General features: G+C 68.8%; 11 protein-coding genes. 4 read left to right on the forward strand and 7 right to left on the reverse strand.

Annotated features, from left to right (window positions below; translation table 11 throughout):
* Positions 1 to 18: 18 nt before the first annotated feature.
* Positions 19 to 1356 carry an MFS transporter gene (locus ACFOSH_RS36570; RefSeq protein WP_378244990.1) on the forward strand — a complete coding sequence of 446 codons (1338 nt, stop codon included), beginning with the start codon at positions 19 to 21 and terminating at the stop codon, positions 1354 to 1356.
* Positions 1353 to 3188, forward strand: a complete 1836-nt coding sequence (locus ACFOSH_RS36575; protein ID WP_378244992.1) for a helix-turn-helix domain-containing protein — start codon at positions 1353 to 1355, stop codon at positions 3186 to 3188. Before ACFOSH_RS36570 ends, ACFOSH_RS36575 begins: the two co-directional genes overlap by 4 nt.
* Here ACFOSH_RS36575 and ACFOSH_RS36580 read toward each other — a convergent pair.
* Both ACFOSH_RS36580 and ACFOSH_RS36585 read right to left on the reverse strand, forming a co-directional pair.
* Complete coding sequence (locus ACFOSH_RS36580) at positions 3166 to 3750, reverse strand: nitroreductase family protein (protein ID WP_378244994.1); 585 nt, start codon at positions 3748 to 3750, stop codon at positions 3166 to 3168. The genes ACFOSH_RS36575 and ACFOSH_RS36580 overlap by 23 nt on opposite strands.
* A 4-nt stretch (positions 3751 to 3754) precedes the next feature.
* A complete protein-coding gene (locus tag ACFOSH_RS36585; protein WP_378244996.1) occupies positions 3755 to 5026 on the reverse strand; it encodes a tannase/feruloyl esterase family alpha/beta hydrolase in 1272 nt (423 codons plus the stop codon).
* 119 nt (positions 5027 to 5145) lie between these two features.
* On the opposite strand from ACFOSH_RS36585, the gene ACFOSH_RS36590 reads away from it, so the two are divergent.
* Positions 5146 to 6000 carry an extracellular catalytic domain type 1 short-chain-length polyhydroxyalkanoate depolymerase gene (locus ACFOSH_RS36590; protein ID WP_378244998.1) on the forward strand — a complete coding sequence of 285 codons (855 nt, stop codon included), beginning with the start codon at positions 5146 to 5148 and terminating at the stop codon, positions 5998 to 6000.
* Here ACFOSH_RS36590 and ACFOSH_RS36595 read toward each other — a convergent pair.
* Positions 5977 to 6282 (reverse strand): ArsR/SmtB family transcription factor, encoded by a 306-nt coding sequence (locus ACFOSH_RS36595; protein ID WP_378245000.1) that lies wholly within the window; start codon positions 6280 to 6282, stop codon positions 5977 to 5979. The genes ACFOSH_RS36590 and ACFOSH_RS36595 overlap by 24 nt on opposite strands.
* A 51-nt stretch (positions 6283 to 6333) precedes the next feature.
* Between ACFOSH_RS36595 and ACFOSH_RS36600 the strand changes: the two genes are divergently transcribed.
* Positions 6334 to 7503, forward strand: a complete 1170-nt coding sequence (locus ACFOSH_RS36600) for an MFS transporter (RefSeq protein ID WP_378245002.1) — start codon at positions 6334 to 6336, stop codon at positions 7501 to 7503.
* 304 nt (positions 7504 to 7807) lie between these two features.
* Here the strand turns inward: ACFOSH_RS36600 and ACFOSH_RS36605 are convergent, their stop codons facing one another.
* From ACFOSH_RS36605 to ACFOSH_RS36620, 4 genes are all read right to left on the reverse strand, one after another.
* The gene (locus ACFOSH_RS36605) at positions 7808 to 8911 is read right to left on the reverse strand and encodes a HoxN/HupN/NixA family nickel/cobalt transporter (protein WP_378245004.1); all 1104 of its coding nucleotides are present in this window, start codon (positions 8909 to 8911) and stop codon (positions 7808 to 7810) included.
* A gap of 74 nt (positions 8912 to 8985) precedes the next feature.
* Positions 8986 to 9915 (reverse strand): N-acetylmuramic acid 6-phosphate etherase, encoded by a 930-nt coding sequence (locus ACFOSH_RS36610; protein WP_378245006.1) that lies wholly within the window; start codon positions 9913 to 9915, stop codon positions 8986 to 8988.
* A gap of 17 nt (positions 9916 to 9932) precedes the next feature.
* Positions 9933 to 10931, reverse strand: coding sequence for a MurR/RpiR family transcriptional regulator (locus ACFOSH_RS36615; protein WP_378245008.1), 999 nt, complete (start codon positions 10929 to 10931; stop codon positions 9933 to 9935).
* Between the two features lie 210 nt (positions 10932 to 11141).
* Entirely contained in the window at positions 11142 to 12917 is a 1776-nt protein-coding gene (locus tag ACFOSH_RS36620; RefSeq protein ID WP_378245010.1) for a serine hydrolase, read from the reverse strand.
* Positions 12918 to 12921: the final 4 nt, after the last annotated feature.

Here is a 12921-nt window from a genome sequence, read left to right on the forward strand (position 1 = left end):
CAGAAAGGACGTCCCCCGGTGACCACCCAGAACCGCGGCTCGATCGCGAAGGTCGTCAGCGCCAGCCTGATCGGCACGACGATCGAGTGGTACGACTTCTTCCTCTACACCTCCGCCGCGGCGCTGGTGTTCGGCAAACTGTTCTTCCCCACCAACGATCCGCTGACGGGCACGCTGCTCGCGTTCCTGACCTACGCCGTCGGCTTCCTCGCGCGGCCCATCGGCGGGCTGGTGTTCGGGCACTTCGGCGACCGGGTCGGCCGCAAGAAGCTGCTGGTGCTGAGCCTGCTGCTGATGGGCGGTTCGACCTGCGCGATGGGCGTCCTCCCGACCTACGCGTCCGTCGGTGTCCTGGCGCCGATCCTGCTCACGCTGCTGCGGCTGGTGCAGGGTTTCGCGCTCGGCGGCGAATGGGGCGGCGCGGTGCTGATCGTCTCCGAACACGGCGACGACGAACGCCGCGGGTTCTGGGCGTCGTGGCCGCAGTGCGGGGCTCCCGGCGGGAACCTGCTGGCGACGGCGGTGCTGGCCATCCTCGCCGCGACGCAGTCCGACGAGGCCTTCCTCAGCTGGGGCTGGCGGATCCCGTTCCTGCTTTCCGGTGTCCTCGTGGTGATCGGCCTGTGGATCCGGCTCGCGGTCAGTGAGTCGTCCGCCTTTCTTTTGGCAAAACAACACAGTCTGGCGGCACAGGAAAAGAGCAAGCCCGAGCACGCGCCGGTCGTCGAGGTGTTCCGGAACAACTGGCGCGCGGTGCTGATCACGATCGGTTCGCGGATGGCGGAGAACGTTTCCTATTACGTGATCACCGCGTTCATTCTCGTTTACGTCACCACCGGGCTGGGTCTGCCGAAATCGGCGGGCCTCAACGCGGTGCTGATCGGTTCGGCCGTGCATTTCGTGACGATTCCCTTGTGGGGCATTCTTTCCGACCGGATCGGCCGACGCCCGGTCTACTTGTTCGGTGCTGTCGGCATGGCTGTGTGGAGTTTCGCTTTCTTCGCGATGCTCGACACGAAGAATTCCGGTGTCATCATTCTCGCGACGACCGTCGGGCTGGTGCTGCACGGTGCGATGTACGGCCCGCAGGCCGCGTTCTTCTCCGAGCAGTTCCCGACGCGGGTCCGCTACACCGGCCTTTCGGTCGGCGGACAGCTGTCGTCGATCGCCGCGGGCGCGGTGGCGCCGCTCATCGCGGTCGCGCTGTTCAAGGAGTTCGGCAGCACGGTCCCGGTCTCGCTCTACGTCGTCGCGATGTGCGCGCTGACCGTGATCGCGCTGCTCGCCGCCCGTGAGACCAAGGGCCAGTCCCTGCACTCCGAAGTTCTCACGGAGCGCGGTCACGTGTCAGCATGACCGTTGTGGACAGCGCGGACCAGCTACGCCGGCTGCTCGAACTGCTCGCCTCCGGGGCGGGCAGCGAGCAGCTGGCGCACGTCCCCGTCGACCCGAAGGCCACCGAGCTGGCGCTGCGGATCCGGGACACCGTCGCCGAGCACCGGCGGCGCGAGGCGGAGCTGGCCGCGCTGTTCGACACGGCCAGCGACCTCGCCCGGCTGGACGATCCGGACGCCGTCCTCCGGTCGATCGTGCGGCGGGCGCGGGCGCTGCTCGGTGTGGACGTCTCGTACCTCAGCCTCAACGACGAGACCGAGGGCAACACCTACGTCCGGGTGACCGACGGCTCGGTTTCCGCGCTGTTCCAGGACATCAAGCTGGGGATGGGCGAGGGGCTCGGCGGGCTGGTCGCGCAGACCGCGCGGCCGTACGCGACGGCGGACTACTTCGACGACAAGCGGTTCCACCACACTTCGCCGATCGACACCGGCGTGCTCGACGAGGGGCTGACGGCGATCCTCGGGGTGCCGCTCGCGATCGGCAGCAAGGTCATCGGGGTGCTGTTCGCCTCGGACCGGAGCACGCGGGCATTCTCGCCCGAGGAAGTCGCGCTGCTGTCGTCGCTGGCCGACCACGCGGCGATCGCGCTGGACAACGCGCATCTGCTGGACGAGACGCGGCGCGCGGTCGCCGAGCTGAACGCCGCCAACGCGACGATCAGCGCGCACAACGACGCGATGCGCCGCGCCGAAGACGCGCACGACCGGCTGATGGATCTCGTGCTGCGCGGCGGTGATCTGGCCGAGGTCGCCGCCGCGGTCGCGGACGTACTCGGTGGCGGCATCGCCGTCTACGACGCCGACGGTGTCGTCCTGGCCCGGACCGGCGGGGAGCTGAACCTTTCGCGGGACGCGGTGTCGGCGTCCCGGGCGAGCGGGCGGGCGGTGTCCACTGAGGACGGTTGGCTGTGCGCCGTCCAGGCGGGGCAGGAGTTCCTCGGCAGCCTGGTGCTGGGCGGCGGGCGGTCGCTCGGCGAGGCGGACCGGCGGCTGTTCGAGCGCGCAGGCGTGGTCACCGCGGTACTGCTGATGCAACGGCGTTCCGTCGCGCGGGCCGAGGACGAGGTGCGCGGGGAACTGCTGTCGGACCTGCTCACGGCGCCGGGCCGCAATCCCGCCGCGTTGCTGGCGCGAGGCCGTCGACTCGGGGTCGATTTGTCGACATCGCACGCGGTGCTGATCGCGCATTCCGACGACGTGTCCCGGCGGCGGCTGGCCGTGGCGGCCGTCCGGCACGCGGCCCTGGTCGGTGTCCACGCGGACGAGGTCGTCCTGCTGGTCCGCGGCACGGACGCCGGTGCGCTGGCCGGATCCGTCGCCGCCGACCTCACGTCCACGATGGACTGTCCGGTGACGGTGGGCGCGGCGGGGCCGGCCACCTCCCCTCGGGAGCTGGCGGTGGCGCACGCCGAAGCCGCGCGGTGCGTCGCGTCGTTGCTGGCACTGGGCAGGGCGGGGGAAGGCGCGAGCATGGCCGACCTCGGTTTCGTCGGGCTGCTCCTGGGCGAGCACGCCGATCTCGACGCGTACGTGACGGCCACGATCGGCCCGGTGCTCGACTACGACGAACGCCGCGGCACGGATCTGATCGGCACCCTCCGCGCGTACTTCGCCTGTGGCGGCAATCTGACGAAGGCGAAGGACCTGCTTCACGTGCACGTCAACACTGTCGTGCAGCGGCTGGACCGCATCGCGTCACTGCTGGGCGAGCACTGGCAGGCGCCCGAGCGCGCGCTGGAACTTCAGCTCGCGCTCAGGCTGCACCGCCTCACCAATGACCGAACCGGATGACTTCCTCGAACTCGCGGCGCGCGATCTTGGTCGCCGAAGAACCGGGCGACGGGCCGGGTTCGGCGCTGTGCCCGAGCGCCACGACGCCGATCGGGTCGTGATCCTCCGGCACCCCGAACTCGCTGTGGAGCCGTTCCACGCTTTCCGGTGCGAGCCCGAAGAACACCGCGCCGAGGTCCTCGTCGACGGCCGTCTGGAGGATCAGCAGCGTCGCCATCCCGGTGTCGACGTCCCAGTACGGCACGCGCCACCAGGAGTCGTCACCTTCGGCGAAACCCTTGTCCGGCTTGGCGTAGCGGTCGAGGTAGGCGTTCTTGACCGAGAGCGGCACGATCGCGACCGGTGCGGTGGTCACGGTTTCCGGTGCCCAGCTCGCGCCGAACTCCCAGAACTTCGCGAGTTCCTCGCCGGTGAGGACGAGAAACCCTTGTCCCTGTGAGAAACCTGCGGAGGGGCCTTTCTGCGCGTTGCGCAGGATACGCCGCAGGCTCGCCTCGTCGACGGGCTCGTCGGTGAACTTCCGGACCATGCGACGGCGTCGTACGACGTCCTGGAATTCCATGCGATCAGGTTAGTACGCAAGTCGTCGCGAGGTCGCCTTCTCCGCGGGGGATGGTCGCGGAGGCGGGCGGGCGGACACCGTCGAGCCAGCCTTCGAGAGTGGTGAAGGCGGTCCGGAAACAAGGGCCGATAGGACGCAGTTTGCCGGGGAAGGCGTCGTACAGGCCGTCGACGTGGTTGCCGTCGACGATCCGGTAGTAGCGCTGGAGCCCGGCACGGCCCTGGTCGGCGATCATCCGCTGGTAGACGTCGGAATCGCGGGTGATCGGCAGGAGCGTGTCGAGGGTGCCGTGCAAGGTGATCAGCGGTTTGCCGATCCGGCCGGTGAGCGAGATCCGTTCGACCGCGCGGTGCACCGACGGCGGCCGGGTGGCGTAGTCGTAGTCGGTCCCGGTGAACGCCGGATCGAATTCGGCCTGGTAGATGCGCTGGGTCAGGCCCCAGTAGACGTCGTTGTGGTACTGCCACAGGAATTCCGAGCCCGGCGCGAAACCGGCGTCGAGGATCTGCTGGTGTGCCTGGGCGGAACCGGCGGCGTAGGCGGGGTAGGCCTTGATCGCGGGCGGCAGGAAGGTGAACAGGTTCGGGCCGTCCTCATGCCAAAGAGTGCCCTCCCAGTCGATGCCGCCGTCGTAGAGCCACGGCCGGTTCTCGAGCTGCCAGCGGACGAGATAGCCGCCGTTCGACATCCCGGCCGCGAGGGTGCGGCTCGGCAGGCGCCCGTACCGGTGCGCCACGGCGACCTTCGCGGCGATGGTCAGCTGCGTGACTCGCGAGTTCCATTCGGCGAGCGCGTCGCCGGGCCGTCGTCCGTCGGTGTGGAAGTCAGCGCCGGTGTTGCCCTTGTCGGTGGCGGCGAACGCGTAACCGGCGGCGAGGACCTGGTCGGCGATCGCGCGGTCGTTCGCGTACTGCCTTCGCACGCCGGGGGACCCCGAGACCACGAGGCCGCCGTTCCAGCGATCGGGCAACCGAAGCACGAACTGCGCGTCGTGGTTCCAGCCGTGCGTGGTGTTGGCCGTCGACGTGTCCGGGAAGTAGCCGTCGACCTGGATGCCGGGAACGCCCTTGGGGGCGGGGAGGCCGGCCGAGGTCAGCCCGGCCCAGTCGGCCTGGACCGTATGCCCGGTGGCCAGGGTGCCGGTGGTGGTCAGATCGTCCAAACAGGACAGTTGTTGTCTCACGGCCCCGGGAACGCGCACGTTCCCGCAACCGCTCGCCGCCTGGGCGGGTGTGGCCAGGGCCAGCATCATCGCGAGGACCAGAATGAGCCGCATCGGCCGACGGTAAGCGCGGCCTTTCCGGATCGGTACCCGGCGCGGCCACACAAAACGGGCCGTCGCTGTGGTGGTCGTCCACGTGGGAACTCAGGCGTCGGCGGCTTTAGCCTCGGGTGATGCGAAAACTCCTCATCGGTGCGGTGGTTTCGGCATTGGTCCTCTTCCTTTCTGCTCCGGCGCGGGCGGCGACGATCCGTCCGGTGACCGGGTTCGGGAGCAATCCCGGTGCGTTGCGGATGTTCGAATACGTTCCCGACGGGCTGCCGTCCGGACGTCCGGCGGTGGTCGTGCTGCACGGCTGCACCCAGGACGCCGCCGGGTACGCGCGTGGCTCCGGCTGGGTCGGGCTCGCGGACAAGCTGCGGTTCAAACTCGTTCTGCCGCAACAGGTTTCGGCGAACAACTTCACCAAGTGCTTTAACTGGTTCCAGACGGGCGACATCAAACGCGGGTCCGGGGAAGCCGAATCGATCGCGCAGATGGCGCGGTTCTCGGCCGGAAGCCGGACGTACGTGACCGGCCTGTCCGCGGGCGGCGCGATGACCTCGGTGATGCTGGCGGCGTATCCGGAACTGTTCTCGGGCGGCGGTGTCGTGGCGGGGCTGCCCTACGCCTGCGCGACCTCGATGATCGACGCGTACTCGTGCATGAATCCTGGCAAGGATCTGACCCCTGCGCAATGGGGCGACAAGGTGCGGGCCGCGAGTACGGGGGCGCGATCCCCGGTCAGCGTCTGGCACGGGACCGCGGATTACACGGTCGCACCGATGAACATGCGTGAGCTTTCCGAGCAGTGGGCCGACGTCGGTGCCGCCGTCGACACGCACGCCGTCGACGGGATGGGGCACGGTCAGCCGATCGCGCCCGGGTCCGGTTGCGGGCAAGCGGGGCCGTATCTGCTGGACGTCGGCGTCTGCGCCGCGGCGGAACTCGCGGCGAAGTGGCGGTTAGGCGAGGACGGCGTCCAATAGCCCGGGGAAGCGCTTGTGGATGTCCTCGGTCCGTAGCTCGACCCAGCGGGTCCGGCCCTCGACGAACGTCGTCGTGAGGCCGGCCTCGCGCAAGACCTTCCAGTGGTGCGAGAGCGTCGGCGCGCTGATCACGACGTCGTACTCGGTGACGGCGCAGCTTCGCGGCGAAGGGTTGCTTCGGAGGGCTCGGATGAGCTCCAGGCGCACCGGATCCGCCAGCGCGCTGAGCACCGGCACGATCTCGATCTCCCCGGTCGCCGGTTGCGGCAGCGTGGTGCTCACTTCGCTCCAACTGTTTGACAGTCATCGAATAGTCCGGCCACTATACCTCCCATGACGATTCGACGATCATCAAATGATCGGCTCGCCTTGGGGGCTTTGCTGATACTCGCCGTCGGGACGTTCACCGTCGGCACCGACGGGTTCGTCTTGAACGGGCTGTTGCCCACCATCGCCGCCGACCTGCGCGTTTCCGAAGCCGTCGCGGGCCAGCTGACCACGGTCTTCGCGGTGACCTACGCGGTTTCTTCGCCGCTGATCGCGGCTTTCACCGGACGGCTGGACCGGCGCTGGGTGCTCGGCGCGGGGATGGTGCTGTTCACGATCGGCATGGCCGGTCAGGCGCTCGGCGAGTCCTTCGCCGTGGTCGCCGTCGCTCGCGTGCTGGCCGCCCTTGGCGCCGCCGCGTTCCAGTCCAACGCCTATGTCCTCGCCGGCGCGCTGGCGTCGGACGAGCGCCGTGGCCGTGCTTTGGCGACGGTCTCGGCCGGGATGAGCGTGTCGATGGTGCTCGGCGTGCCGATCGGCGTGCTGGCGGGCACGTGGTTCGGCTGGCGCGCGGTGATGTGGGGGATCGGCGCGGTGGCGGTGGTCGTGATGCTGCTAGTGCCGCTGCTGCCCGGCCTGCGGATGCCGACGGTGTCTCTGCGCGACAGGCTCGCCGTCGTCGTGCGGCCGCCGATCGCGCGAGTGCTCGGCGTCAGCGTTCTCGGCACCGCTGCGGGCTTCGTGGCCTTCGTGTACCTGCCGGTGCTGGTGGCCCCGGTGGCGACGGGCGCGATGATTTCGTGGCTGCTCGTCGGTTTCGGGATCGGGCAGATCGCGGGCAACGCCTTCGCGGGCCGGGCGACCGACTCCCTCGGCCCCGCGCGCGTCCGGTCCCTCTCGCTCATCGGCACGGTCGCGACGCTGGCGCTGCTGGACGTCGCCGTGCTGAGCCTGCCCGGCACGCTGGTCCTCGCGCTGGCTTCGGGGGTGTTCGGTGGGATGCTGATGGTGCCGCAGCAGCACCGGCTGTTCTCGCTGGCGCCTGACGCGCCGACGGTCGCCTTGGGGCTCAACGGTTCCGCGATCTACGGCGGGGGCGCCCTCGGTGCCGCGCTGGGTGGCGTCGTCCTGTCGTCGGCGGGGGTCTGGTGGGTCGCTCCCGTTGCCGCCTTCGTCGCTCTGCTCGCCTTCGCGCTTTCGGTCCCTTCGCGCGCTCCGGTGGTCCAGCCCGCTTGACCGGGTAGGACTGTTCAGAAAGGTGTCGGGTCGTTGTGGCCGGCGAGATCGTGAAGTGTCACTCAGGGTGAGAGGTGTGTGGAAATAGGGACGTTGAACGTCCCTATTCCACACACCCCCTCAGCCTCGGTCCACCTGGCCGTCGTGACCGATCCCGCGGCACGGCCACGACGGTCCCTTCGCGCGCTCCGGTGGCCCAGCCCGCCTGACCAAAAGCGATAGCAAGGGACCCTTGCTATCGCCTCTCTCAACATTAAGAGAAGTGACAGCAAAGGTCCCTTGCTCTCTTTTTGCAGGTCAGGGGCTACTTCGTGGGCAGCCGGGCCGACCAGCGCTCCTCGATACGCGCGAAGCGCCATACGAGGAGCGCGAGGAGCCACGTAAGCACGAAGAGCGCTACGACCGCGTAGCCGACGTAGTCCAGGCTCAGTGACCCGATCGCCGCGAGTGGTCCGGTCGTGATGCCGAACCGTTCGGTGACGATCGAGATCACCTCGATCGTCCCGATGAGCAGCGCGACCGCGACGGAAAGGGCCGTCACCGTCAGGTTGTAGTAGATCTTCCGCACAGGCTTCGCGAAGGCCCAGCCGTACGCGTAGTTCATGAAGCAGCCGTCGGCGGTGTCGAACAGCGTCATCCCCGCGGCGAACAGGATCGGCAGCACCAGGATCGCGTACCAGGGCAGCGAGAACGCGGCCGCGCCGCCGGCGAGCACCAGCAGGCTGATCTCAGTAGCGGTGTCGAAGCCGAGGCCGAACAGCACGCCGATCGGGTAGATGTGCCACGGCTTGCGCACCGCCTTGGTGGCGCCGCGGAGCAACCGGTTCATGAAGCCGCGGTTGTCGAGCTGCCGCTCCAGTGCCGCTTCGTCGAACTCGCCCCGCCGCATGCGCCGGAACACCTTCACGATGCCCACCAGCACCACGAGGTTCATGATCCCGATGAGGTACAGGAACACCGCCGAAACGGACGTCCCGATCAGACCGGTCGCTTCGTGCAGCGCGGACGAGTCGTCCTCGACGGCGCCGGCGAGCGCGCGCACGCCGAGCGACAACAGCAGGCACAGCACGAAAACGATCGTCGAATGGCCCAGGGAGAACCAGAAACCGACCGAAAGCGGCCGTTGCCCGTCGGCCATCAGTTTGCGGGTGGTGTTGTCGATCGCGGCTATGTGGTCCGCGTCGAACGCGTGCCGCATCCCGAGCACGAAGGCCGTGACGCCGAGGCCGACCCCGAACACGCCCGTGGCGCCGAGCTCGTACTGGCGCGGCGCCACGAAAAGCGTCAGGACCCCCCAGCCCACGACGTTGAGCAGCAGGATGAATCCGGCCATCCCGGCGACGGACACCCGTTCGCGTCGCGTGAGCGCGAGGCGTCGGGATGAACGGGGCTGTCCGCCGGTGCTCATGACCACCCGGCCTCTCGATCGTGAATACCCGAGAGCCTAGGCAGCTGAGCTGATGATGGGCAATCAGTGATCTTTCAGCTCGCGCGCACCCGCAGGGAGTCGAGAGCCTTGCGTACGTGGCCATCGTTGGCCGTGAGAGCCTTCGCCGCGTTCGCGACGTCCTCACCGGACAGCAGATGGACCAGCGCCACCTTGAGGTCGCCGTCGGCCTCGGTGAGCGCGTCGGAGCAGTCCGCCATGCTCATCCCGGTGGCCTCGCGCAGGATCCGGATGGTCCGCCCGCGCAGCTTCGCGTTGGTCGCCCGCATGCTGACCATCAGGTTCGAGTACGTACGGCCGAGCTTGATCATCGTCGCCGTGGAAAACGCGGTGAGGATGATCTTCTGCGCCGTGCCCGCCTTCATCCGCGTCGACCCGGCGATCGCCTCGGGGCCGGTGTCCACCGCGATGAGGACATCGACACCCGGCGGCGTCACCGCTGCCGGATTGCCCGAAACCAGGGCGGTACGGGCACCGAGACGGCTGGCCGCGGCCAGCGCGCCGAGCACGAAGGGCGTCCGGCCGGAAGCCGTCAGCCCGAGCACGAAGTCACCGGGCGCGACGGACTCGGCCACCTCGGCGGCTCCGGCCTTCGCGTTGTCCTCGGCGTCTTCGACGGCTTGGCGCAGAGCGCGCGCGCCGCCCGCGTGATGCGCGATGAACCAGTCCGCGGGCACGTTGAACGTCGGCACGAGCTCAGCCGCGTCCAACGTCGCCAGCCTGCCGGACGTGCCGGCCCCGAAGTAGTGCACGCGGTGTCCCGACCGCAGCGCTTCCACGGCGAAGTCGACAGCCCGCGCCACCTGCGGCAGGACCGCGGCGACGGCTTCGGGGACCCGGCGGTCCTCGGCGTTGATCGCGCCGAGGATGCCCATGGTCGACATCAGGTCGATGTCGGTCGTCCGTGGATTGCGCTGTTCGGTTGGCGAATCGACGTGCACCACCTGGCGTGGGACGGTCATCATGCGCCTCACTTTTTCGCTCATTTGCCGGTTTCCCGCGGCCGCCGCCTGCCGTCGGGCCGGACGCCCAGACGGTGCGAGCCAACCGCGTCCCTGGTCGCGTCGAGTGCGTTGACCGACGCGTCCATGTGCCGCTGCGCGACACCGATGAACAGGCAGTCGATGACGGTCAGCTGCGCGATGCGACTGGCGGTCGCACCGGAACGGAACGTCGTCTCCCGCGCGGCCGTGGTCAGCACGTGGTCGGCGACCTCGGTGATCGGCGAACGCGGGAAGTTCGTCACGGCGACGGTGATCGCGCCGTGCTCACGGGCCACACGCAGCGCCTCGACGGTGTCCGTGGTCGCGCCCGTGTGGGAGATGCCGATCGCGACGTCTCCGGGGCTCAGCACGGCGGCCGAGGTGAGCATGATGTGCGTGTCCGACCAGGCGAAGCTGACCCGGCCGATGCGGTGCAGCTTCTGCTGCAGGTCCGCGGCCACGAACGCGCTCGCGCCCACGCCGTAGACGTCCACCCGGCCCGCGCCGGCCACGATGTCGATCACGCGCTGTAGCGACGGGACGTCGAGCTGGTCGGCGGTCTCCTCCACGGCACGCGCGTCCGCGAAGCTGACCTTGCCGATCACCGCGGCCAGATCGTCCTCCGGCCCGATCTCGCCACCGAGGTTACGGCTCGACCGCGCCTCGGAGCGTGCGGTGTCGGCCGCCAGAGCGATCCTGAGCTGCGGATATCCACCGACACCGACCGCCTTGCAGAACCGCGTGACGGTGGTTTCGCTGGTGTTGGCCGCGAGCGCGACCTCGGTGATGCTGCGTCGCGCGACCTGTGCGGGGTCGTCGAGGACGACCTTCGCGACGCGCTGCTCGGCCCGGGCGAGCCCGGGCAGGAGGGAGCGAATCCGGACAAGCGGGCTCGCGTCAGCGTCCCGTGTCGGCTGCGCCGGCACGGCCTCGGACGGTGCGGCCGCGATTACTGAATCGGTATCGCCCACCGTGGGAAAGTTACTAACCGTTGGCATCTGCGACAAGGCTACCCACACCCTTCGGGAAGATCGCAACCTATCCGTGTCTGCGGATTCGATTTGCGATTAATCGTTGACCAGAAAGTCGCTAACCAGGTCGAGGTCGTTAACGAGGTCGAGCTAACGACTTGGCAACTTAGTGTCGCGACGCAAGGGGCTGTGTCCCGGTCAACGGGGCAGTTCGGTCAGCGCATTGCAGTGGCCTGGTTACCTACTGCTCAACTTCCATCCGGAAGCTGCAAAAGCAGGGCGATTATGCTCACTGTCCAGCAGTATGTGGCCTCGTTCAGTGACTTTCACACCGTCCAAGGAAATTCCGCGCCCGGTGTAACGGGCATCGGTCGTGTAACGCCAACGGAGGGTGGTTTGTGAGCTTTGCGACACCTCGGCGGCGACTTGCCACCAGGCTCGATGGCCATGCCCGCCGAGGCCGGTTTGGTCTCCCGCGGGTGCGCCCGGTCCGCTTGCACGCACAGTAATCGTTTTCCAGGTGGCGCCGCCGTCGGTACTTGTTTCCAGGAAGAGCGAGTCCGACGGCCCTTCGGTGTCCACGAAGGTGTCGAAGGAGACCTTCAGCGGGCCGCCACGGGTCCGTAACGGCGGCGTCGTGAGCGTGGCCGTGGAGACGTCCCCGGCACCGCTGAACCACGCCTCACGGCCGTGCGCCGGACGGACGGCCATCGCCTTCGCGAGCGAGCTCGCCCACGTCTCCCTGGCGAGGTTGATCGAGCCCCAGTTCCGCGTCGGATGCACGCGGTTGGTGAGCAGGATCGCGAACGACCTCGACAGCGGGTCGATCACCAGCGAGGTCCCGGTGAACCCGGTGTGACCGGCTGTCGAGGGCGCGGACAGCGCGCCCATGTACCAGGGCTGGTCGAGTTCGAAGCCGAGTCCGTGGGCGTTGTCGGGGAACTTCTGGTTGTAGTTCGTGAGCATCGCCCGCACGGTCTCCTGGCGCAGGATCCGGTGACCGCGGTACGCGCCGCCGTTGAGGATCGTCTGCGCCAGCACGGCCATGTCGCCTGCCGTGGAGAACACGCCCGCGTGCCCGGCGACGCCGCCCAGCGACCAGGCGTTCTCGTCATGGACCTCACCGCGCACGAGGCCCCGTGGCGGCTTCACCGCGTACTCGGTCGCCGCGACCCTGGCCAGTTTCGACGCCGGCGGGTTGTACCCGGTGTCGGCCAGGCCGAGCGGCCCGGCGATGCGATCCTGGACGACCTTGTCCAGCGGTGCCCCGGCCAGTTTCTCGACCAGGAAGCCGAGCGTCAGCAGGTTGATGTCGGAGTAGAGGTACGTGCTGCCCGGCGGGTTCTTCAGCGGGCTGTCGAGGACGGCCTTCCGACGCGACGGGATGTCCGGGTAGCCCTCCCACAGCGACGGCAGCGGCGTCGCGGCGAAACCCGAGACGTGGGTGAGCAGCTGCTGGACGGTGACGGTCTCCTTGCCGTTCACCCCGAACTCCGGCAGATACCGCACTACCGGCGCCGAGATGTCCAGCGCGCCCGACTCGGCCAGCTGCATCACCGCGACGGAGGTGAACAGCTTCGAGATCGAGGCCATGTCGAAGAGGGTGTCCGCGCGCATCGGCACCTGCTGCTCCGGTGGCAGTTCGGTGCCGTTCGCGTCGGCGTAGCGGACAGCGCCGCCGACCGCCTGGCGCTCGACGACCACGCCGTCGTGCGCGAGCAGGCCGACAGCTCCGGAGAAGTGCGGATGCCCGGTGGCGTCCGGCTTCGTCCAGCTCTCGACGAACCGTTCGGCCGCCTTGATCGGCTCCGGGTCGAGGCCGACCTCGGAGGGCGCGCCGTCACGCAGGACGGTGGACGCGGGCGCGAAGCCCAGGCGTGGCCTGTCGAACCGGCCCGCCGCGCGGTCTCCCTGTTCTCCGGTACCCGGAATCGCCTGTGCTCCCGCCGTCGACAGCGTGGTCGCCGCGACCAGCACGGAAACAGCCGCGATCAGGATCTTCCTAGCATGCAAGGTC

This window comes from Amycolatopsis speibonae (assembly GCF_042647925.1).
Lineage (GTDB): Bacteria > Actinomycetota > Actinomycetes > Mycobacteriales > Pseudonocardiaceae > Amycolatopsis > Amycolatopsis speibonae.

Coding starts and splice junctions, on each gene's coding strand:
- ACFOSH_RS36610 (WP_378245006.1), bottom strand. CDS start 9,915: ATGATGACCGTCCCACGCCAGGTGGTGCACGTCGATTCGCCAACCGAA.
- ACFOSH_RS36580 (WP_378244994.1), bottom strand. CDS start 3,750: ATGGAATTCCAGGACGTCGTACGACGCCGTCGCATGGTCCGGAAGTTC.
- ACFOSH_RS36590 (WP_378244998.1), top strand. CDS start 5,146: ATGCGAAAACTCCTCATCGGTGCGGTGGTTTCGGCATTGGTCCTCTTC.
- ACFOSH_RS36600 (WP_378245002.1), top strand. CDS start 6,334: ATGACGATTCGACGATCATCAAATGATCGGCTCGCCTTGGGGGCTTTG.
- ACFOSH_RS36605 (WP_378245004.1), bottom strand. CDS start 8,911: ATGAGCACCGGCGGACAGCCCCGTTCATCCCGACGCCTCGCGCTCACG.
- ACFOSH_RS36575 (WP_378244992.1), top strand. CDS start 1,353: ATGACCGTTGTGGACAGCGCGGACCAGCTACGCCGGCTGCTCGAACTG.
- ACFOSH_RS36585 (WP_378244996.1), bottom strand. CDS start 5,026: ATGCGGCTCATTCTGGTCCTCGCGATGATGCTGGCCCTGGCCACACCC.
- ACFOSH_RS36615 (WP_378245008.1), bottom strand. CDS start 10,931: ATGCCAACGGTTAGTAACTTTCCCACGGTGGGCGATACCGATTCAGTA.